This is a genomic window from Proteus vulgaris, from assembly GCF_023100685.1.
Lineage (GTDB): Bacteria > Pseudomonadota > Gammaproteobacteria > Enterobacterales > Enterobacteriaceae > Proteus.
The window spans coordinates 3,355,126-3,378,124 of the sequence record NZ_CP090064.1 but is presented as its reverse complement, the minus strand read 5'-3'; the positions used below and the strand labels follow the sequence as shown (position 1 = coordinate 3,378,124).

Here is a 22,999-nt window from a genome sequence, read left to right as displayed (position 1 = left end):
TTCCCTGTCATATTATTTTGTTAATGAATTGTTTCTATTTTTATTAGTCTAGTTTACATCTATTTGGAGTTGAGTGCTTTTGTGAGAAATAGAGTTTGATTCATGTCTCAAAAAAACTATTGGATCAATGAAATAATTAAAAAATTATATAACCTACGTCATAAAATACAGCAAAAGTATTTAACTTCTGTCTTTTTTTTCTACAGTAGATGCATGGCAGAACCTTCTCAATAAATAATATACATGGGGATATACCATGAGCTTATCTTTTAAATTATCGGCATGCGCTTTGACCGTTTCTTTAGCTATGGCGCCGGCGTTGTCTCAGGCATGGGAAAAGGATAAAACGTACGAAATTACTATTTTGCACACCAATGATCATCATGGCCATTTCTGGCATAACGATCGTGGTGAGTACGGCTTAGCAGCTCAAAAAACCGTTGTTGATAATATCCGTGATGAAGTGGCTAAAAAAGGTGGTAGCGTACTGCTGTTATCAGGTGGCGATATCAATACAGGTGTTCCAGAATCTGACTTACAAGATGCAGAGCCTGATTTTAAAGGTATGAATCTTGTGGGTTACGATGCAATGGCACTGGGTAACCATGAATTCGACAATCCGTTAGATGTTTTACGTCAACAAGAGAAATGGGCAACATTCCCGTTCTTGTCTGCAAATATTTATCAGAAAAGTACAGGTGAGCGTTTATTTAAGCCTTACACCATTTTTGATAAGCAAGGTGTGAAAATTGCAGTGTTGGGCTTAACGACTGATGATACTGTGCGTATCGGTAACCCAGCAAACTTCCCTGATACTGAATTCCGTAAGCCTTCTGATGAGGCTAAAAAAGTTGTAGAAGAACTGCGTACAACAGAAAAGCCAGACATTATTATCGCAGCAACCCATATGGGTCACTATGATGATGGTAATCACGGTTCTAACGCACCAGGTGATGTGGAAATGGCGCGTGCCTTACCAAAAGGCTACCTTGATATGATTGTGGGTGGTCACTCACAAGATCCTGTTTGTATGTCTCAAGAGAACAAAAACTACAAACAAGCTGATTATGTACCAGGAACGCCTTGTGCGCCTGATAATCAAAATGGTACATGGATTGTTCAGGCTCATGAATGGGGCAAATATGTTGGTCGTGCAGATTTCGAATTCCGTAATGGTGAATTCACGTTAAAGCATTATCAACTCATCCCAATCAACTTAAATCAAAAAGTGAAGAAAGACGACGGTACTACTGAACTTGTCTACTACACAGAAGAAATTCCTCATAACCCAGATATGATGAAATTGCTAACCCCTTACCAAGAAAAAGGTGGCGAGCAACTGAATGTTAAAGTTGGTGAGGTTGTTGGTAAATTAGAAGGTGATCGTAGTAAAGTTCGCTTTGTTCAAACCAATATGGCGCGTTTATTACTATCAGCTCAAGCTGAACGTGCTAATGCAGACTTTGCCATTATGAGTGGTGGTGGTGTGCGTGATTCAATTGAATCTGGTGATATCACTTACAAAGATGTATTGAAAGTTCAACCATTTGCAAATGAACTGGTTTATGTTGATTTTAAAGGTGAAGAGGTAGAGCCTTATTTGTCAGCCGTTGCTTGCATGAAAGTAGACTCCGGTGCTTACGCACAATTCTACAATGTTAGCTTAACAGTTGATGCCGATTGTAAAGTCAGCGATGTTAAAATTGCAGGTAAACCATTAGATAAAACCAAATCTTATCGTATGGCGACATTAAACTTTAACGGTATTGGTGGTGATGGATATCCTAAGATTGATTCACACCCTGGTTATGTGAATACCGGTTTTGTTGATGCTGAAGTATTAAAAGGCTATATCGAATCACACTCTCCATTGAAAGCTGCTGATTTCGAACCTAAAGGCGAAATTGTTTACAAAAAATAAGTCTTATCAATAACGCTTATATAGACAAAAGGCGACATTAATGTCGCCTTTTATTTTTGATTTAAGTCACGTTAATTTTTTATTTTGAGGATGTGCCTTAAAATAAAAAATCATTAATGATTATGATTCTTTACGGATTAGTGCAAACTGAGCACCTAATACAGAACCTAAATCTTTTGCTGATAATTCAATATCTAAGCCACGTTTACCGCCAGAAACAAAAATGGTGTTAAATTCAAGGGCTTGTTCATCAATTACAGTGGGTAACCGTTTTTTCTGACCTAATGGACTTATTCCACCCACTAAATAACCAGTCACTTTTTGTGCAATTTGTGGATCTGCCATATCTGCTTTTTTCGCTTTAAAGCACTTAGCGACAAGTTTTAAATCTAACTGACCAGAAACAGGAGTGACTGCAACAGCAAGATTTTTAGCATCACCATTTAAAGAAACTAACAATGTTTTAAAGACTTGACGATTATTCAAACCCAGTTTTTCAACGGCTTCATCACCAAAATTATGAACATTAGCATCATGCTCATAAGGATGGAGGATAAATTTAATTTTCTGTTTTTCTAATAAGTTTACAGCGGGAGTCATAGTTATTCCTACTTACAAGGTTAGAACAATATGTTTATGCTTGGTGCGTTAATAAATCGATCAAATTCTCTTCACCAAATAAATGAAGGGCACCTACAGTCACTACGTAGCGGCCTGCCGGTAATTTAGATAATATACCTACCCATTTTTGGTTACGGCTTTGCATTAAAATATCAAATACAGCTTTACTAAAAGTATTTGGTAACGGTGGCTGCTTCTCTCTACTATTATAATTTAACCACCAATTGATCATGATTTGCAATGTACGTGCGTTCTCGTGCCAATTTTTTAGTGTATCTTCGAGTAATTGCTGGCCATCTTCAGGGAAATCTAATAACAATGCGACCTGACTCTCAATACCTTCGAGTTCAATAATACTTCTTTCATATTCATTAGCATGTTGGATAACTTGATAATCAATACCATATTGAGGTTGTAATCCAAGTTGCATCGCTTGTGTAGATTGTAAAATTAAGGCGATTTGCCAAAGTGGCTTATTGTCGAGCTGATAAAGAGAAAGGGAAAGATCTTCACAATGCTGTGTTATTTGAGAAAAAAGAGAGCTATTTAAGCGCGTCTCTAATGAGCCTCTAAAAAGAGACGATTGATCAAAAGGTTGTACATCAGTTGAAATGTCGGCTTCAACAATAACAGCATCTGCTTTTTTTATTTCGCTTATAAGTACATTAGATAGCGGTGTCATTGTTGGAACACCCATATGGATACTACCCACAAGGTGCAAAGAGACATTATTAGGTAGCATAATATCGACAGCGGGATAAGGGTAATGGGGAGTATTTTTTATCCCAACCCAGTGTTTGATTTTCTGAAAAATACCCGTCATTGATATGCTCCTTTGAATATAAAATCACAAGGTTTTAGCATAACGGATTTGTAATGGAATGAAACAACGAAAGCCAAGCTTTACTTAGCTTTCGTTGTTTTTATGTTATTTTACCAGCTTACCCCAACACCGCCAGCAGAGACCCAGCTTGATTCATTCCATGCAGTAGAGGCTCTTATTTTAATATTTTCATTAATACGATATTGCATACCCCAAGCAAGAGCAGTGGCATTACGATAATTACCTATGCCGATAGCGGTACTAAATGTAGCAGAATCGGTAAAAGGTAAATTACTCATTGCTGCCACAGAAGCAATACCTTGGTTGGCGCGTTTTTCAACTTTATAAAAGCGATTTTGAGTATCAGATTTAAAATGTTCAAAATCATTTTTTAGCGTTTTAACTTCGCTTCTTGAGATTGATTGTTCCATATAAAGAGTAGCAAAATGGTTTTTTAATGAAATATTGTTTCCATTAATATTTAGATTATCGATATAGTTATCTTTAATATTATCTATGTCTTCTTTATTTATATCAATATCTTTTCTATTGGTATCAATGCCTATTCTATTGGTATCAATATCTTTTTTATTGGCATCAATGCCTTTTTTATTGTTATCAATATCTTTTTTATTGGCATCAATGCCTTTTTTATTGGTATCAATGTCTTTTTTATTGGCATCAATACTTTCTTTATTGTTATCAATATCTTTTTTATTGGCATCAATGCCTTTTTTATTGGTATCAATGTCTTTTTTATTGGTATCAATGTCTTTTTTATTAGCACCAAAATTGTCTTCATTTGCTAATATTCTTTCTAAATTCATTGCGTGACCAGATTGATTAACTTTGCTCATCATTTTATTAAGCTTAATTTGATTATCAAACTTACTCAGTTCAATATTGTTCTTTTTGATTAACGTAATGATCTTTTTATTGAATTCATTTTCAATTGAAAATAAATCTCCTTGGTTTATTTCATTGTTATTTTCTCCATGAACAATATCATCATATTGTTTAATGGTGAGGTTAGGTAATGTCGTTTGTGCAATCTGTATATCATCATTTGTATGTTCGGCTAGAAAGTGAAGAACGGCTTTTTTATTAAATGAAATATGTGGGGCATCGTTTGATTCTAGTAGATTATCTTTTATTTTATTATAAAAAAAAGAAGCAATTTTTGATCTTATCTCTATATCTTTCGGTGAAATAATTAAACTATTTTTTATTTTAATATTTTCTTTTGTAATACTTTCTCCGAATGTTGTTTTTATATTCCCAATGTGTTTGTTGAGCTTTTCTATTATCTCATCAGTTAATGATATTTTATTTTTTTCTAACTTAACATAATGGTTACTTATTTTTTGATCAAAAGATGAGGGGGATGTGATTATCGTATCTGGTTCAATAGCGATAAATGGAGTTTTATCTGGTGTTATATAATATGTTTCATCTGAAAATACATGAGATGAATAAATTAAAGGTAAGATTATAATAATAGTCTTATTTAAATTCATTTTTAAATCCTTTTAAAAACATCATTTTTGTGTGAGATTCTTTATTTTATTTAAATAATGGTTTTCTACAATAATAAATAGAAATTAAATGAAAACTTGTTCTTTTTTTAAAACTATAATTTAAGTTTATTGTGCCACTAAATTTTAATGAAAAACTTATAATATATTGCTATCCTAGCGTTAAGAGGGCGGAGTAATGACTCTCTTGTATAATGAGAAATTCCTCTTTGACTGGCCGATAGAAATATCGGCTTTTTTTTAACCTTTTGAAAATGCTAATAATGATTAATAGAAAACAAAAAATAAGATAATAAAAAACCCCTTTTACAGATAAGTAAAAGAGGTTTTAGGAAAATACTTTATTAAGTATTATTGTTTGGGTTTAAAACGCAATAGACGGTTTGCGTTACTTACTACAGTGATTGAAGACAATGCCATTGCTGCACCAGCAACAACAGGGTTTAATAACGTGCCTGTAAATGGGTATAAAATACCGGCTGCGATAGGAATACCTAAGCTGTTATAGATAAAGGCACCGAATAAATTCTGCTTCATATTACGTAGCGTACCCTTTGAGATCTCAACGGCATCAGCAACACCATGCAAACTATGACGCATTAACGTGATAGCGGCTGTTTCAATAGCGATATCACTACCACCCCCCATTGCAATACCGACATCAGCTTTGGCTAATGCAGGGGCATCGTTAATACCATCTCCGATCATTGCAACACGACGTCCTTCAGCTTGAAGCTCAGTAATAGCTTGTGCTTTACCTTCTGGCATCACACCCGCAATAACCTGATCAATGCCTGCTTCTTTTGCAATTGCATTCGCTGTAATTGGGTTATCTCCCGTTAACATCACGAGTCGATAACCTTGATTATGTAAACGTTGTAACGCACTTACAGTATCTTCTCTAAGAGGATCGCGAATAGAAAGTAGTGCCGCAATTTTGCCGTCTTGTGCTAATAAAACCGGAGTAACCCCTTTGGCTGCCTGAGAGTCAATTAGCGAATTAACTTCACTAATATCAACACCAGAGTCAACCATCAATTTGGGGTTACCTAAAAGCACTATTTTACCCTTAATTTCACCACTTAATCCCATACCTGCTAATGTACGAAACTTATTTACTTCGGGTAAATCAATGCCTTCAGCGCGTGTTAAAATTGCCTTAGCCAATGGATGATTAGAGCCATTTTCCAGTGATGCTGCCAATGCAAGTGCTTGAATTTCATCTACTTGATTGAAAGTATGAATTTCAGTGACTTGAGGCATACCTTCTGTCAATGTTCCTGTTTTATCAAAGACTAAAGTATCTAGCTTACTGGCTTGTTGTAGCGCATCCGCATCACGGACTAACACACCATATTCAGCCGCACGGCCTACACCTGAAATAATGGACATTGGTGTCGCTAAGCCTAAGGCACAAGGGCAAGCGATGATAAGAACCGTTGTGATAATTACGAGTGCATAGGTAATTTGTGGCGAAGGGCCAAAGAAATACCAAATAGCACCTGCAATTAAGGCAATAATGACAACAATAGGCACAAAAACACTTGAAATTTTATCCGCTAGCTGACCAATTTCAGGTTTACTACTTTGTGCTTGGCGAACTAATTTAATGATACGTGCCAGTGTTGTTTTGCTTCCCACAGCCGCCGCTTTAAATAAAACTGAACCATCTTGAACTGTGGTTCCGGCATGAATAGTATCGCCCACTGTTTTTTGCTGTGGGATGGGTTCACCAGTCAACATGGCTTCATCCATCCACACTTCACCTTGAATAATTTCACCATCAACCGGTACTTTATCACCTGTTGCTAAACGTAATGTCATTCCTTGTTTAACATCAGCTAATGGCATTTCAACTTCACCGTTTTCAGTGATGACCCTTGCTGTAGGTGGCGTTAAATCTAATAGGCGCTCTAGTGCTTTAGATGAACGCTGACGCGCTCTTTGCTCAAGCATATGACCTAGATTGATTAAACCAATAATCATCGCACTGGCTTCATAATAGAGATGTCGAGCTTGAGCAGGGAACACTTCTGGCCATAAATTCACGGTAATGGAATAGAGCCATGCTGTTCCTGTTCCTAACGCAACGAGGGTATCCATTGTCGCACTGCGGTTTTTTAAACTTTGCCATGCACTACGATAGAAATGACCACCAGCAATAACCATAACAAACAATGTTGCAATACCAATACCTAACCAAATACTGTGGTTAGCTTCGGTTAACATCATATTGTCGCCAATCATTCCCCAAATCATGACAGGGATACCAACAACTAAGGCCAATGCAGCTTGCCAGCGAAAACGCTTCATATTAGCAACAGCGACTTCTTGCTGGCGCTCTCTACGTTTTACATCATCTTGAATAATTTCAGCGCCATAACCTGCTTTTTCAATGGCAGTCACTAGTGCATCATGATCAATTTCACCTGTCACTAATGCGCTACGTTCAGCAAGGTTTACACGTACATTCTCAACGCCATCAACGGATTGTAATGCTTTGTGAACCTTGTTTACGCAACTTGCACAGGTCATGCCATCAATTAAAAGCTGAACACTGCTGTCATCATCAATGTCTATTTCTGAGCTATTTTCAATGTCTGCATTTTCAACTGGAATGTCACAAACAGCCGCTGACGATGCTTCCAGTTGTTCATGCATTTGCGTCAGCGGCTCAGTTTTTGGGAAATCAGTACCTGCTAGTTGTGCTTCAAAACCAGCATCTTTAATAGCTGTTATTAATGTCTCTGTGGTAGCAGATCCGATTACTTTTGCATGAGTTAATTCAACTTCAGCACTATCAACGCCTGTTGTCGCTTCAAGTGCTTTTTTGACTGAGCCGACACAATGGCCACAATTTAAGCCTGAAAGGGTTAAATAAATTGTGTTATCTGTGGGGGCTAAACTGGCTTGAAAACCTTCAGCCGTAATTGCTGCAATTAAGGTATCTGCAGTAGCATCGCCAAAAACTTCAGCAGACTCCTTTGTCACATTAACCGCAGCCACACCTTCAACGGCTAATAATGCTTTTTCGGTTTTACCTACACACTTCATGCAGTTAAGGCCACTTAGGCTTAATTTTACATCAGGCTGAGTTGCAATTTTAGCTTCATAACCCGCGTCTTCAATCGTTTTGATTAAACTTTCAGCAGTTGCATCACTGTCAATTTTAGCGTATTGAATAGTCACATTTGACTGTTCTATATCATTGCGAGCATCAAGTGCTTTTTTTACACTGTTAACACAGTGGGAGCATGAAAGTCCTTGTAATGCGAGTAGCGTAGTTTTTGCCATGTTAGTTTATCTCCGAAATAAAAAGCGTTACCTCTATTATTGCGCAATATCCGGTAACTTGCTTTCTTTAAAGGTTTTTTCTTATCAGAGATAAAGGCTAAACCTTTCCGCAAGGGGAAGGTCAAGGGGGAATTTTGAATATTAGTGAAATCGCAAACAAAACAGGATTAACAGCTAAAGCCATTCGGTTTTATGAAGAAAAAGACTTGATTACACCCCCAGGAAGAGGTGAAAACGGCTATCGTTATTATCAGGCACAACATATTGAAGAGTTAACATTATTGCGACAAGCTAGAGAGGTTGGTTTTAACCTAGAAGAGTGTCGTGCATTGTTAATGCTATTAAGAAATCCATCACGACATAGCGCTGATGTGAAAGAAGCGACGTTAAAAAAGGTGGCTGAAATTGAGAAGACTATTAACGAACTTAATGCAATTCGTCAACGTCTTCTCTTGTTAGCCAGTGAATGTCCTGGCGATGATGGTGCTGATTGCCCCATTATCAATCATTTGTCAGGGTGTTGCCACCATCAGAAGCAGTCGGTTTAAGTGGAATAACGTGTAAAGTAATGCCATCAATAGCAATGACTTCGACTTTATCACCCGCTTGTAATGGCGTGTCTGAGTAAACACGCCAACTACCATCGGCTAGTTTTATGCGGCTAAACCCATTTTCTGTATCTGATGACAGAACAGCGTGAACACCAATCAGTTGATGACTTTTCTGATTTAAGTTCTCAGCTTCTTTTGATTGTTTTCTGCGTTTAAGCCAAAGGTGCCAAAGAACAGCACTAATAACTGTTAATATCGCAAATAACACACCTTGAGTAGGCCAGTTAATAGGTAGCATCCATGCGAGTAAAGAAACGCACAGTGCTGCCATTCCTGACCATAAAAGGTATCCTGCTGTTCCAAGCATTTCTGCAATTAACAGCAAGCCACCAAGACAAAGCCAGAAAAGTGCGGGGTGAGCACTAATCCATTCAATCATCATTAATTACTCTTGTTACCAGAGTCATTTTTTTTGGTATTAAGGAGCTCTGAAATACCACCGATTGCGCCCATTAAATTACTGGCTTCTAGTGGCATCATGACAACTTTACTGTTGTTGGCTGAGCCAATTTGTGCGAGTGCATCAGTATATTTTTGAGCAATAAAGTAATTAACAGCCTGCATATCCCCTTTAGCAATAGCTTCAGAGACCATTTGTGTTGCTTTAGCTTCAGCTTCTGCGGCACGTTCACGGGCTTCTGCTTGTAAGAATGCTGATTGACGCTCACCTTCAGCCTTCAGAATTTGTCCTTGTTTCTCACCTTCTGCTTTTAAAATAGCGGCTTGACGAATACCTTCAGCTTCAAGGATATCTGCACGTTTAGTACGTTCAGCTTTCATCTGAGCGTTCATTGCAGAAATCAATTCTTTTGGAGGGCGTACATCACGAATTTCAATACGGGTAATTTTGATACCCCAAGGGTTTGTTGCATCATCTACAATCAGTAAAAGACGACTATTGATTTGGTCACGTTGAGAAAGAATTTCATCAAGTTCCATTGAGCCTAATACTGTACGGATATTCGTTAGTGTTAAGTTGATAATCGCAAGTTCAAGATTATTAACTTCATACGCAGCTTTTACTGGGTCAATTACTTGAATAAAGCAGACTGCATCGATGCTGACGTTGGCGTTATCACGAGAAATGACTTCCTGAGAAGGAATATCAAGTACTTGTTCCATCATATTAATACGGCGACCAACACGATCGATGAAAGGAATAAGAATTTGAAGTCCTGGAGTGAGTGTTCGTGTGTAACGACCAAAACGTTCGACAGTCCACTGATAACCCTGTGGAACGGTTTTAACACCGCTTAAAACTAAAATAATAGCGAATAAGATGATAATACCAATGACTATTTCCATATATCTGTCCTAAGTCTGCTTTTATAAGAAAATAAAACTAATAAAGTAAAGAATACACCATACGGCGATATTTAGACGCTAAATTATCATTAGTGCCTAAGGCAGATAAAATATCCATCAGTGTTTTCTTAACTTGGCCATCACCTGCATTTAAGTCTTTTTTGATAAAGCTAAATAGCAATTCTAATGCTTCTTCATTACGGGCGACTTCATGTAATTTTAGTGCAAGTTGAATGGCAATATCAGTATTTGCAGGTTGTTGACTAAAATCATTTTGTAATTGCTGAATTTCTGGGGTATCAGCCGCTTGTTTTTGTAATTCAATTTGTGACAGTAAGCTATGATAATAACTATCTTGATCTTGTAATGGGATAGTGATTAACAGTGTTTGTGCTTCTTCATTTTTATTTAAAGAAACAAGAGCACCAGCTAAAGCTAGTGTAATTTCACTATTTTTAGGCGCGAGTTGATGTGCTTCTTTTAATAGAGGTAAAGCTTCATCCGCTTTTCCTTCTGAAAGAAGTTGCGCTGCTTGTGCTGCTTTTAGCTCTTCAGGTTTTGGCAATACATTGGCTAAAACTTGGCGGACTGCTTCTTCAGGTTGAGGACCTTGGAAACCATCGACAGGGCGACCTTCTTGTAAAATATAAACAGTTGGGATCGCACGTAGACCAAATTGTGAGGCGATCATTTGTTCTGCATCGCAATCCAATTTTGCCAAAATAAATTGATCGGCAAATTCGGCTGCCAGTTTATTCAATGTTGCACCAAGCTCTGCACAATGAGGGCTATGTTCTGAATAGAAATACATCATGACGGGTTTGGTCATGGATTGTTCTATAACTTGTTGAATATTTGATTCATTTACATCAACAATATGTGCAGTTGCTAACATTAACTTGTCCCTTTTTGAGAGTTTTAAATATAGATGCGATTTATAACGCTATTTCATTAATAAGTAAGGGTGAAACCAAAAAAATCAAGCCTTGCCACTTTGGCGACTTAAAATTGCATCCATCAAGGTATCAGGTAGAAAACGCTTTAATATTCTGACAGCATAAGTTAATAGCGTCACGGGATAACGTATCTTAGGTTTTGGACTTTCTAAAGCGTGTACAAGCTTTTTCACGACATCTTCAGGTGTTAATGTGAAACGACTCGCAATCCCCGGATTTTTTACGGGTTTATCTTTCTCAGCTTGAGCAACATTTTCAGTGAAACAAGTTCGTATTGGACCTGGCTCTATTAAACTCACTTTAACACCGGTATGTATTAATTCCATTCTTAAGGCATCAGACCATGCTTCTACGGCATATTTACTAGCTGCGTAAGCGCCTCTGCCAGGTGTTGAGATAACGCCCATCACTGAACTGGTTTGAATAATTCGTCCTTCACCATGGGGCAACATAGCTGGTAATAGTAAGGTAGTTAATTGATGCAAACCAAAAAAATTTGTGGAAAATTGCTTTTCCATTTGTTGGCGACTAATCGCATCTAGTGGGCCGTATACACCAAACCCACCATTATTAAATAATCCATATAAACGACCATTTGTTAGATGAATAACCTCTAATGCCGCTTTTTCAACACTTTGCGCATCATCGAGATCAAGATAAATAGGCTCTAATCCTAGTGTTTCCATGCGTTTAAGATCTTCATCTTTACGGCAAGCGGCAAGGACTCGATAACCTCTTTTCTTAAGCGCTTTAGCTGCACAAAGCCCTATTCCACTAGAACTTCCTGTAATCAATACCGTTTTTTGCATAATTTTACAATTAATCTCGTTTAATCTACGTTAACTACTGTCAGAATAGTCTAACGTGTTAAGTAAGGGGATAATGTTTTATCCATCCATTGCGCAATAAAAGGCTGAGCATCTTCATTGGGATGTATACTGTCGTTTTGCATCCACTCAGGCTTATCTGCGATTTGCTCCATATAAAAAGGAAGCAGAGGGATCGCATTATCTTCTGCAAGTTTAGGATAAATCGCTGAAAATGATTGTGTATAGCGTTTCCCGTAATTAGGTGAAATCATAATTTGCATAAAAAGTGGAGTTGCGCCCGACGCTTTAACTTGTGCAATGATGTTTTGTAGCGCGTCTTTTGTTTGTGCAACAGGGTATCCCTGTAAGCCATCATTTGCACCTAATTCAATTAAAACCCAGCGTGGTTGATGCTGTTTTAATAAATCAGGAAGTCGATTTTGCCCCTGAAATGCAGTTTCACCACTAATACTTGCATTAACCACGTTAATTTCAGGGTGGGTCGTTTTCCAATTATCGGCAAGGCGCTGTGGCCATGCACTCTCAAGAGGAAGACGATAGCCTGCACTCAAGCTGTCACCAAAGATTAAAAAGGTATCAGCAGCAATCGCCTTAAAGCTAAACATCATCATAACGATAAGGAAAAATGTATGTCGACGGAAAAGGTTCTTGAAGTTCATCAGTTAACCAAACAAGTAGGACAAGGTGATAGTCAGATCTCTATATTGCAGGGTGTTGAGTTAGTTGTCGAGCCTGCACAAACAATTGCGTTAATTGGTGAATCAGGATCGGGTAAATCGACGTTGTTAGGAATTATTGCCGGACTTGATGATGGAAGCGCTGGCAGTGTGAAATTAATGGGACAAGATCTCACAAAAATGAATGAAGAAGAGCGTGCTAAATTACGTGCTCAACATGTTGGCTTTGTTTTTCAATCATTTATGTTAATTCCGACATTGAATGCACTCGAAAATGTGCAGTTGCCCGCATTATTAAAAGGTGAGTCCGAAAAACACAGTTATGCTCGTGCGGTAGATTTACTTAAGCTGTTAGGATTAGGGGAACGCTTGCACCATATGCCAGCACAGCTTTCGGGTGGTGAACAACAACGTGTGGCATTGGCTAGAGCGTTTTGTACTCAGCCTGCTATTCTTTTTGCTGATGAACCAACAGGAAATTTGGATCGTAAAACTGGAGATAAAATTGCTGATTTGCTGTTTTCTCTCAATCGAGATTATGCAACAACATTGATTTTAGTTACTCATGACAATGAGCTTGCTGCTCGTTGTCAGCGGCGTTTACGATTAGTTGATGGACAACTTAAGGAGGAGTCATGATTTGGCGTTGGTTCTGGCGTGAATGGCGCTCTCCTGCATTATTAATTGTTTGGCTTTCTTTAGCACTTGCGGTCGCCTGTGTGCTTGCTTTAGGGCGTATAGGTGATCGTATTGATAAAAGTATTTATGCCCAAAGTCGAGATTTAATTGCGGGCGATTTAGTGCTACGAGCATCTTATCCCGTTGATGAAAACTGGCTTACTGAGGCGAAAAAAATGGGGTTAACCCTCAGTCGCCAAATGCAATTTACTACAATGTCTTATGCGCCAGAAGGAGATACACCACAGCTTGCATTAGTTAAAGCAGCTGATAATTTGTATCCACTTTATGGTGAATTAGAAACAGAGCCAGCGGGTTTGAAACCAGAAAAAGGAACTGCGCTTGTTGACGCCAGATTACTGGAACTATTGGATATAAAAGTCGGTGATAAAATTGATGTAGGTGACGCTACATTTACAATCAGTGGCGTATTAATTCAAGAGCCTGATAGCGGATTCAACCCTTTCCAAATAGCGCCACGTATTTTAATTAATCTTGATGATGTCGAATCAACAGGTGCAGTACAACCTGGTAGTCGCCTAACTTATCGCTATATGTTAGCGGGTAATGAGTCGGTAATTGATAGTTATCAACAACGCTTTGATCCTTTATTAAAGCCCGATCAACGTTGGAATAGTTTAAAACAAGACAGTGGTGCGCTTTCACAATCTATGGAAAGAGCAAAAAACTTTCTTTTACTCTCAGCTCTATTAACGTTACTACTCGCAATATCGGCAGTAGCGGTTTCAATGGCACACTATTGCCGCAGTCGTCATACCTTAATTGCGGTACTAAAAACTTTAGGTGCAGATAAACGCGCATTGCGAAAATGGATAGTAGGGCAATGGGGCGTTATTCTTATCGGAGCCGTCATTGTTGGCTCATTGACGGGGCTTCTCTTTGAAAGCATTCTGTTACAAATTTTAGCCCCTGTTTTACCTAAAAGTTTGCCTGAAGCGAGTTTTTTACCGTGGTTTTGGTCAGTAGGCTCTTTATTGTTAATCGCCTTATTAACAGGGTTAAGGCCTTACTATCAGTTAATGGCAACCCAACCTTCTCGTGTATTAAGAAGTGATACCACAGCACCTATCTGGCCTCTGCGTTACTATTTACCACTCGTAGCGTTAATTGTCATTGGTGCTTTAACGCTTTTTGCTGGAACAGGGGTTTTATTGTGGTCAATTCTATTTGGTATCGTTGTTATCGCCTTTTTACTGGGGATTATTGGTTGGCTTGGGTTGTGGGTATTAAAGCAGTTTAAATTTCGCCAACTCAGTGCTCGGTTGGCAGTAACTCGCTTGTTGCGACAGCCTTTTCAGACCATGACTCAACTGGCTGCTTTTGCACTTTCATTTATGCTGTTAACGCTATTGGTGCTGATCCAAGGTGATTTATTAGATAAATGGCAAAAACAGTTGCCAGAAGATAGCCCTAATTATTTTCTGATTAATATGTCCGCACCTCAAGTTCAAGAAATTAACACCTTATTGGCACAATATAACGTCGAACCTACAGACGCCTATCCTGTAGTATTAGCGCGCTTAACGCAGATTAATGAGAATAATGCCAAAGAGTGGGCTGATAAACATGATGCGGGTAATAACACCGTTCGCCGAGAACTTAATCTAACGTGGCATAGCGAATTGCCAAAAGATAACGTGATTGTAGAAGGAACATGGCCACCAGTGGGTAATGGTGTTTCTCTTGATCAAGGTGTTGCCAAACAACTTGAGATTAAACTGGGCGATGAATTAACTTTTGTGGGAGATACTCGAGAGTTTAAGTCAGTTGTGACGAGTATTCGCCATGTCGATTGGGAAAATATGCGCCCTAACTTCTTCTTTATTTTTTCTGAAGAAGGATTAAATAATCAACCAGAAAAATGGATGAGTAGTTTTTATTATAATGGAGATGGTGCGTTAATTACGGCGCTTAATCGGCAATTCCCAACCGTAAGCGTGTTAGATACAGGCGCATTAATTCAGCAAGTGCAACAAATCTTACAGCAAGTCAGTCGCGCATTAGAGATTATGGTTGGGTTGGTGATGATTTGTGGTGCATTATTATTAATTGCTCAAATTCAGGTAGGAATGACACAACGACGCATTGAGCTGGTGGTTTATCGCACACTGGGTGCGGGTAAATTATTATTACGACGCACTCTTTGGGCGGAGTTTGCTTTATTAGGCTTAATGGCTGGTTTAGCCGCAGCCATTGGCGCTGAGATGGCATTAGGTCTATTGCAGAAATTTGTATTTAATTTTTCTTGGCAGCCTCAATGGGGAATGTGGCTTACTGTGCCTATTATCGCGGCACTTCTATTGTCTCTGTGCGGTAGTATTTTAGGTGTAAGGCTGTTGCAAGATAAAGGGCAATACCGCCGGATCCAAGGTGAGTAGTGAAAAGAAACAAGAGCTATAAATAAAGTTAAATAAAAATGCTGATGCCATCAAACATCAGCATTTTTTATGGAAAAATAAAGCATTATTCTTTTATAACATAAGCATAAATACGCTTACTACCATCATCTTCATTATAAATATAAACACCCTGAAGTTCCGTTGAAAAACCCGGAAGCTGGTTAATGGTTACTTCAAGGGCTTGAAAATAACGCAACACCGCACCTCCCCAAATTTCACCAGGAACTGTACATAAAACACCCGGCGGATAAGGTAAAGCGCCTTCTGCAGCAATTCTGCCGTCTAATTGACTTAAAGGTAAAAACTCTACATTGCCACGTACAAATTCAATATTAGCTTGTTGAGGGGTTAGCGCTCGCTTAGGAAAATGATTTTTTCTAAACATCTGTTTTTGCAGTAATTTGATATTGTATTTGATACAAATATCATGCATTTCCTGACAGAGTTGACGCAAGGTATAACCTTGATAACGAGATGGATAACGACGACAAACAGAAGGTAATACCTGTTCTAATGGGGAGTCATCAATTAGCCGTTTTTCAAATCCCATAATTAATGAAATTAAGCGCTCAAATTTATCATTATGCTCTGCGGGGGTGAGTAAAAATAAAATAGAATTTAAATCACTTTTTTCAGGAATAACGCCATGTTCCCGCAAATAGTTTGCCAAAATAGATGCTGGCACACCAAAGGATTCATATTCTCCAGTATGAGGATCGATCCCCGGCGTTGTAAGCATTAATTTGCAAGGATCAACAAAGTATTGATTGGTGGCATAACCTTCAAATGAGTGCCAATTATCATTAGGAACAAAGTTGAAAAAGCGTTGATCGTGAGCGATTTCATCTGTGTCGTGATCTTGCCAAGCAATACCATCAATAACTTCAGGAATAAATGGCTTAATAAACTGGCACTGTCTAAGTAAGGATTTACGGGCCTCAACGCCTTGCTTAACACAATTCATCCACATAGCTTCACCGCTTTTGCCCGAATGCATCTTTGCATTGACATCTAGAGCTGCAAAAAGAGGGTAAAAAGGGCTGGTGGATGCATGCATCATAAAGGCATTATTCATACGCTTATGATTAACATATCGAGATTGTCCTTTGATATGCGCATCTTTTTTATGGATCTGCGAGGTTTGTGAGAAGCCAGCTAGTTGCTTATGGACAGATTGAGTGACGAGAATACCAGGATCGTTTTCATTGAGCGTCAGTAACAAAGGCGAACACTGTTTCATCATTGGGATAAATTGTTCATAACCGACCCAAGCAGAATCAAATAAAATGTAATCACAAAGATGACCAATTTTATCAACAACTTGTCTGGCATTGTAAATAGTACCGTCATAAGTGCCTAGTTGAATAACGGCCAAACGAAAAGGACGCTTATCGAATTGGCGTTCAGGCGTAATCTCTGCAATTTGTTGGCGTAAATAGCTTTCTTCAAAGCAATGTGCATCAATACCACCGATAAAACCAAAAGGATTGCGAGCTGTTTCTAAATAAATAGGGGTTGCACCCGCTTGAATAAGTGCGCCATGGTGATTAGATTTATGATTATTTCTATCAAATAACACTAAATCATTTGGTGCCAATAATGCATTTAAGGCAACTTTATTGGAAGAGGAAGTTCCATTTAAGACAAAATAGGTTTTATCTGCATTAAATACTTGTGCTGCATAGGCTTGTGCATCGTAAGGTGCACCTTCATGAATAAGTAAATCTCCCATTTCCACATCAGCATTACAAAGATCAGAGCGAAATAGATTTTCACCAAAATATTGATAAAATTGCTCACCGGCAGGATGGCGTCGGAAAAACTCGCCACCTTGATGCCCAGGGCAATCAAAAGCAACATTTTTTTCAGCAACATAATTAACTAAGCGTGAGAAAAACGGTGTAGTTAGATTTTCTTCATATTGATGAGCTGCTTTATTGATCAAAATACTATTCTTTTGATGTGCGCTTTCATCTGTAATGACAACACCCGAAACTTGATTAAGTAAGTCAGCACCAATGCTATCGTTAAGATCAACAGCAATAAAGATAGGTAATTCAAAGCCTGTTTGTTGAATACGTACTAATTCACCTAACTCAATATCTGGCAATGACAATATCACCGCTGATACTTGCGTTAAATTTGCATCAACAATATCAATAATAGGGCGTTCACACGAAAAATAGTGTGAAAGCGAGGGGCGACACGCCAACTTCATTTTTTTCATTACACTCGTGTTTAATCAATCGGAGAATTGGCGAACAATATACTTGGTTGTGAATATGATTGAAATAAATTAAAGCAATAAGATTGATAATTTTATGCATAATAAATGCATAACTTACCGTTATTGGTGATTGGCAAATGGATAAGTTTATAAGAGGCTAAACTTATCCATTTCTATTATTGTGGGATAGAAGACGATTTTTCGATATAAATTGTTTGAGATGGAAATGCAAAGTCAGCGCCATGTTTATGCACAATCTCAATCATCTTCAAATAAACTTCCTGCTGAGCTTCAAGCCACTGTGCCCAGACAGTTGTTTTGGTAAAACAATACACCATGATATTGAGTGAAGAGTCTGCGAATTGATTAAAATAGACTAACAAGGTTTGTTGCGTATCAATTTTGTCATTTTGCATTAGCATGGTGCGGATATCTTCAACAATCACACCAATTTTATCTGAATCTTCGTAACGTAAACCGAGTTCAGTTTCAATACGTCGATTAGTCATTCGGCCCGGATTTTCTACACTAATAGAGGAAAAAATTGAGTTAGGGATATAAAGTGGTCGATGATCGAAAGTAATAATTTTAGTAATACGCCAACCAATTTCTACTACCGTACCTTCAATATTACGATCAGGTGAGCGCACCCAGTCACCAATATTAAAAGGGCGATCGAAATAGAGCATAACACCAGAAAAAAGGTTACTGAGTACATCTTTACTTGCCATACCAATGGCAATACCACCTAATCCGCCAAAAGTCATTAAGCCAGATAAGCTCATACCAAAATGCTCACCAAACAATAAGATGATGATGACAAAAAGGGTAATTTTAAATATCCGAGAAATAATACGGGCAGAAGTGGGATCACTACCTTTTCTAATCTGTGATTGCTCTAATCTATTAATAAGTAAGAAAAACTTACGCATTAAAACTAAGGCTATGCCAACGTAAGTAAAGAAATTAATCATCCTAAAAGAGATAAAATGGAGATTAAAATCAACAACAGCCATTTCACAGTATTGGCTTAAGATAATTACTAAACTACAAAGGAAGATGGCTTGGCTAATATGAATAATAATATTTCTACGACGTTTTTTCTTTTTGTCATGAAAAAGAGAGACGGCGACAAAACCAATAAAACAGGCTAAAGCAATGCCTACACCTATTGAGTATTTTATTATTAATGCATCATTCATCAGCTTAACATCTCCTTAGAAAATGCGTTTGTATAATACGTGATCTATTACCATGTTTATTTAATCGTTATTTTTTCTGTTCACTAGCATGCTGAAATTTAGGGTAAGTCGGTGGTTTCATAAAGAGTGTTACCGCAAGGATCAATAGCACAGGTATAGTTAAAATTAAGAATGCAGGCGTGAAACTCCCTGAGATGTCTTTTATTGCACCCGCAAAGAACGGCGCTAAACAAGCAAGCGTCGAAATTAAATTCATGACTGAAAAGAGTTCGAGATAAGGAGAGCGACCAAAGTAGTTAGCCAGTAATATACTTGATGCTAAAAAGGTCATTCCATAACCGATACCGACACAAACTGTAAACAGGATCAGATAAACCCAAGAGTTTGCCATGCTGAGTGCTAACAGCCCAATAATGATAATACTTAAACTAGCAATAAGTAATTTTTTAGGCTCTAGCCATTCACCAATCGCGCCACCGGCTAAGCGTGAGAAAGCGTTGATAAATGCCATGCTACTTAATAAGGTCGCGGCAATGGTTTCGCCAAAGCCATTTTCAATAATATGAGCAACTGCAAAGCTATTAACGGTAATACCGCACCATAAAAAAGCAGTATAAGTGGCAGCGATTACATAAAATTGCCATGTTCTCAAAGCATGGCGTGCCGTCCAAATTTCTTTAGTTTGATAGATACGTTTTGTGCTTTGGAGTTGGCTAATTCTTTTGGCATGCTCTTGCTCTTTACTTCCTTCACGTAAAAAGAGAATAGTGAAAAGAGTAACAACGGTAAGAGTGATCGCTGAAATAAGCCAATGCATACGCCATGTATGCCATAAATGCGTGGCTAAAAAGTAGATCCAAGGCCCCGCCACACCACCTAATCCGCCAATAGTGAAATAAACACCGAAGGCAAAAGATTGTTTTTCAAATAAACGAGAAATTACGTAAGTTCCGGGTACTGTTGCAAGTAAGGTAAAACCAATACCTAATAGTGCAGTACCAAGGAAATATCGAGCAATGGTGTAGGTTTCATAAAGAAAATAAAAACCGCTGACGAAAATCATCAGTCCAATAAGAAGGGTAAAGCGAACACTTAATTTACGAATAAGTAAGGTGGGTAAAAAGCTAGCAAGACCACAGGTTAATCCTAATAACGTAAAACCAAGGCCCGCTTGAGTCCAATTCCACTCTAGCTCATTTATCATGCTAGGAAGAACAACACCCAAAGATGTAAATGTGGTAGCGGTAGCTAAAAAATAGACCAAACCCAGTAATATCAGCATACTCCACTGATAAATGGGCCCAAAACTCTGTTGTGTGGCTTGCATCCTGACTCCATTAAACGGGTGCAGTAACCTGAATAATCAGGAGAAAATAGCGAATAACAGACCTCTTTAATCAAGGTCTGTTCGTTTAAAGGCTATTATTCTCTAACTTTATGAGTCGGACTGCTAGCTTAATTTTTCTAAAGCCCATTGGATGGGTTTTTGATAGTCATCATCAAGCATAAGACTCAATGATTTAAGTGTCTCTTTCAGCGGTTGGTTATCACGATGAACAAGATTAAGATGACCCACTTTACGCACGGGGCGAACTTCTTTTTCATACCAATGTAAATGCACTAAAGGCAATGAAAGCCATTGAGGATTTATATCAGTACCAATCAAATTAACCATCACCGCAGGTTGGCAAACTTCAGGTTTTGGCATTGGTAAATCTAAGATTGCACGTAAATGTAACTCAAATTGGCTAATTGAGGCACCATTTTGTGTCCAGTGCCCACTGTTATGAACTCGGGGTGCTAATTCGTTGATAAGTAATTTATCGCCGACAATAAAACACTCCATCGCCATTACACCGACATAATTGAGTTTATCAAGGATAGATGTCAGCATTTTTTCTGCTGATTGTTGTAATTCTGGGGTTGGTGTTGGTAATGCAACACTCATACGCAAAATGCCATCTTGATGAAGGTTATGTGTTAAAGGATAAAATACACAATGACCGTCTCTATCTCTGGCTCCAACTAAGGACACTTCACCAGAAAACGGAATACCTTGCTCTACAATACATTCACCATAAATTTCAGTGGGTAATTGCTGCTCTTCACCAGGGTGAATTCGCCATTGTCCGCGACCGTCATAACCACCAACACGACGTTTCACGATAATAAAATTACCTAACTGAGCAAAAATATCAGGCCATTGTGCTGGAGATGTTAAGGCTTGCCAAGGTGCGGTTGCTAGGCTTAGTTCATCAAGAAGTTGTTTTTGAGGCAATCTATCTGCAAGTAAAGGGAAAATATCACGGTTAACAAAGTTAGTATGACGTTCTAACTCTTTTGTTAAAGCTGTTTCTGGCCAACGTTCAATTTCTGCAGTAATAATGCTCTTTTGATAGGGAACTGCTTCAGGTTCTGCATCTAATCCTACAGGGTAAACTGCAATGCCTAAAGGTTCACCCGCTTGTCTTAGCATTCTACCTAATTGGCCATTTCCAAGGACACAAACCGGTTTCATAGTGCCTCTCTTGGATCTGGGTTATTTAATACATCGTCGGTTTGTGCTGTGCGCCATGTAGTCAGTGCATCTAAAATAGCAGGAGAATGTAACGCCAAAACTTGGGCTGCTAATAAAGCCGCATTGGCAGCACCTGCTTTACCAATCGCTAAGGTTCCTACTGGAATACCTTTTGGCATTTGTACGATTGAATAGAGGCTATCAACACCGCTTAATGCCGCACTTTGAACAGGGACACCGAATACAGGTACTAATGTTTTAGCTGCAAGCATTCCTGGTAAATGAGCTGCTCCTCCAGCACCAGCAATAATGACATCAAAGCCATTACTTTTTGCTTTTTCAGCAAAACTAAATAACTTATCAGGGGTACGGTGCGCAGAGACAATCTCAACATGGTAAGGAATGTGTAGTGTATCTAATACATCAGCGGCATGAGACATGGTTGCCCAGTCACTTTTAGATCCCATTACAATGGCGATACGAGGAATAGCGGTATTTAGACCAACGTGAGAAGACATTACTTAACTGCTCCTGTAAGTATAAACGGATATAGCCTAATAAATTGAGAATGATAGTATCACGCTAACACGCCAAGGAAAACGTTTGCGTAAAGAAAAAAAAGGCTTTTTATAGAGAAAATAAGTGAAGCAACTTAAAAGGGAAAATGGATCAGTTCTATTTTTTCAGCGGTGACTTTAAACATAGAACCTTCGGTATGCCAAGCGCCTAATACACCACGGTAATGTGTTTTATCATCAATGTTGACGGTATGAATTGCCGGACGATGCGTATGGCCGTGGATCATCCATTCTGTATTGAAGTGTTTAAAAGTATCAATCACAGCCTGAGGGTTAACATCCATAATGGCATCTGATTTGTACTGATTTTCGTGCTGGCTACGTGATCGCATTTTGTCAGCGATACGCAGTCTAATAAATAGAGGCAGTAATAAGAATAGGCGCTGGATAAATTTATTATGCACTTTTTTACGGTAACGTTGATACGATTCATCATCCGTACAAAGTGTATCACCATGCAAAACTAGGATGCGATGTTTCTCTATTTCGAGCACTTTTTCTTGAGGAAGTAGAGTGATACCACTCTCTTTTGCAAAACGAGAGCCAATTAAAAAATCACGATTTCCATGAATAAAATAACAGGGAATACCCGCATTTTTTAGTGTCATTAGTGCTTGAGCAATTTGTTGATGTAATGGATTAGGATCATCGTCACCTATCCAAAAATCAAAAAAATCGCCTAAGATATAGAGCGCTTTAGCATGAATGGCTTGCTCTTTTAGAAAGCGAAGAAAACCGGCAGTGATTGCCGGTTCATGTTCACTTAAATGCAGGTCTGCAATAAAAAGCGTACACATAAAGAG

General features: G+C 38.3%; 19 protein-coding genes. 4 read left to right on the top strand and 15 right to left on the bottom strand.

Annotated features, from left to right (window positions below; all coding sequences use genetic code 11):
• Positions 1 to 256: 256 nt before the first annotated feature.
• A complete protein-coding gene (ushA, locus tag LW139_RS16305; protein WP_166539789.1) occupies positions 257 to 1,921 on the top strand; it encodes a bifunctional UDP-sugar hydrolase/5'-nucleotidase UshA in 1,665 nt (554 codons plus the stop codon).
• Positions 1,922 to 2,041: 120 nt separating this feature from the next.
• Here the strand turns inward: ushA and ybaK are convergent, their stop codons facing one another.
• From ybaK to copA, 4 genes are all read right to left on the bottom strand, one after another.
• Positions 2,042 to 2,521 (bottom strand): Cys-tRNA(Pro)/Cys-tRNA(Cys) deacylase YbaK, encoded by a 480-nt coding sequence (gene ybaK / locus LW139_RS16300; protein ID WP_109409801.1) that lies wholly within the window; start codon positions 2,519 to 2,521, stop codon positions 2,042 to 2,044.
• 34 nt (positions 2,522 to 2,555) lie between these two features.
• A complete protein-coding gene (locus LW139_RS16295; RefSeq protein ID WP_247850252.1) occupies positions 2,556 to 3,365 on the bottom strand; it encodes a TraB/GumN family protein in 810 nt (269 codons plus the stop codon).
• A 110-nt stretch (positions 3,366 to 3,475) separates the two neighbouring features.
• Complete coding sequence (locus LW139_RS16290; RefSeq protein WP_247850251.1) at positions 3,476 to 4,882, bottom strand: YadA C-terminal domain-containing protein; 1,407 nt, start codon at positions 4,880 to 4,882, stop codon at positions 3,476 to 3,478.
• A gap of 369 nt (positions 4,883 to 5,251) precedes the next feature.
• Positions 5,252 to 8,194, bottom strand: coding sequence for a copper-exporting P-type ATPase CopA (gene copA, locus LW139_RS16285; RefSeq protein ID WP_227335965.1), 2,943 nt, complete (start codon positions 8,192 to 8,194; stop codon positions 5,252 to 5,254).
• A gap of 134 nt (positions 8,195 to 8,328) precedes the next feature.
• On the opposite strand from copA, the gene cueR reads away from it, so the two are divergent.
• Complete coding sequence (gene cueR, locus LW139_RS16280) at positions 8,329 to 8,742, top strand: Cu(I)-responsive transcriptional regulator (protein WP_109409590.1); 414 nt, start codon at positions 8,329 to 8,331, stop codon at positions 8,740 to 8,742.
• Here the strand turns inward: cueR and LW139_RS16275 are convergent.
• The 5 genes from LW139_RS16275 to tesA form a co-directional block, all read right to left on the bottom strand.
• Entirely contained in the window at positions 8,696 to 9,184 is a 489-nt protein-coding gene (locus LW139_RS16275) for an NfeD family protein (RefSeq protein WP_109409666.1), read from the bottom strand. The two genes, cueR and LW139_RS16275, sit on opposite strands and share 47 nt — an antisense overlap.
• A 2-nt stretch (positions 9,185 to 9,186) precedes the next feature.
• Positions 9,187 to 10,110: an SPFH domain-containing protein gene (locus LW139_RS16270; RefSeq protein WP_227335964.1), complete on the bottom strand. Its 924-nt coding sequence runs from the start codon at positions 10,108 to 10,110 to the stop codon at positions 9,187 to 9,189.
• A gap of 37 nt (positions 10,111 to 10,147) precedes the next feature.
• On the bottom strand, positions 10,148 to 11,005 hold the full coding sequence (locus LW139_RS16265; protein ID WP_166539794.1) for a co-chaperone YbbN: 858 nt from the start codon (positions 11,003 to 11,005) through the stop codon (positions 10,148 to 10,150).
• Positions 11,006 to 11,089: 84 nt separating this feature from the next.
• Positions 11,090 to 11,875, bottom strand: coding sequence for an SDR family oxidoreductase (locus LW139_RS16260; RefSeq protein ID WP_166539795.1), 786 nt, complete (start codon positions 11,873 to 11,875; stop codon positions 11,090 to 11,092).
• A 50-nt stretch (positions 11,876 to 11,925) separates the two neighbouring features.
• Complete coding sequence (gene tesA, locus LW139_RS16255) at positions 11,926 to 12,555, bottom strand: multifunctional acyl-CoA thioesterase I/protease I/lysophospholipase L1 (protein ID WP_227335963.1); 630 nt, start codon at positions 12,553 to 12,555, stop codon at positions 11,926 to 11,928.
• Between tesA and ybbA the strand changes: the two genes are divergently transcribed.
• Together ybbA and ybbP are read left to right on the top strand one after the other, a co-directional pair.
• Positions 12,526 to 13,212: a putative ABC transporter ATP-binding protein YbbA gene (gene ybbA / locus LW139_RS16250; protein ID WP_109409595.1), complete on the top strand. Its 687-nt coding sequence runs from the start codon at positions 12,526 to 12,528 to the stop codon at positions 13,210 to 13,212. The genes tesA and ybbA overlap by 30 nt on opposite strands.
• Entirely contained in the window at positions 13,209 to 15,650 is a 2,442-nt protein-coding gene (gene ybbP, locus LW139_RS16245; RefSeq protein ID WP_247850250.1) for a putative ABC transporter permease subunit YbbP, read from the top strand. The genes ybbA and ybbP overlap by 4 nt, the downstream gene beginning before the upstream one ends.
• Before the next feature lie 85 nt (positions 15,651 to 15,735).
• Here the strand turns inward: ybbP and LW139_RS16240 are convergent, their stop codons facing one another.
• From LW139_RS16240 to LW139_RS16215, 6 genes are all read right to left on the bottom strand, one after another.
• Positions 15,736 to 17,898 (bottom strand): ornithine decarboxylase, encoded by a 2,163-nt coding sequence (locus LW139_RS16240; protein ID WP_247850249.1) that lies wholly within the window; start codon positions 17,896 to 17,898, stop codon positions 15,736 to 15,738.
• 176 nt (positions 17,899 to 18,074) lie between these two features.
• A complete protein-coding gene (locus LW139_RS16235; protein ID WP_109409598.1) occupies positions 18,075 to 19,100 on the bottom strand; it encodes a mechanosensitive ion channel family protein in 1,026 nt (341 codons plus the stop codon).
• 67 nt (positions 19,101 to 19,167) lie between these two features.
• Positions 19,168 to 20,427 (bottom strand): MFS transporter, encoded by a 1,260-nt coding sequence (locus tag LW139_RS16230; protein ID WP_166539799.1) that lies wholly within the window; start codon positions 20,425 to 20,427, stop codon positions 19,168 to 19,170.
• A gap of 123 nt (positions 20,428 to 20,550) precedes the next feature.
• Complete coding sequence (gene purK, locus LW139_RS16225; RefSeq protein ID WP_247850248.1) at positions 20,551 to 21,618, bottom strand: 5-(carboxyamino)imidazole ribonucleotide synthase; 1,068 nt, start codon at positions 21,616 to 21,618, stop codon at positions 20,551 to 20,553.
• Positions 21,615 to 22,136, bottom strand: coding sequence for a 5-(carboxyamino)imidazole ribonucleotide mutase (purE, locus tag LW139_RS16220; protein WP_227335958.1), 522 nt, complete (start codon positions 22,134 to 22,136; stop codon positions 21,615 to 21,617). The genes purK and purE overlap by 4 nt, the downstream gene beginning before the upstream one ends.
• A 134-nt stretch (positions 22,137 to 22,270) precedes the next feature.
• On the bottom strand, positions 22,271 to 22,993 hold the full coding sequence (locus tag LW139_RS16215; RefSeq protein WP_227335957.1) for a UDP-2,3-diacylglucosamine diphosphatase: 723 nt from the start codon (positions 22,991 to 22,993) through the stop codon (positions 22,271 to 22,273).
• Positions 22,994 to 22,999 lie beyond the last annotated feature (6 nt).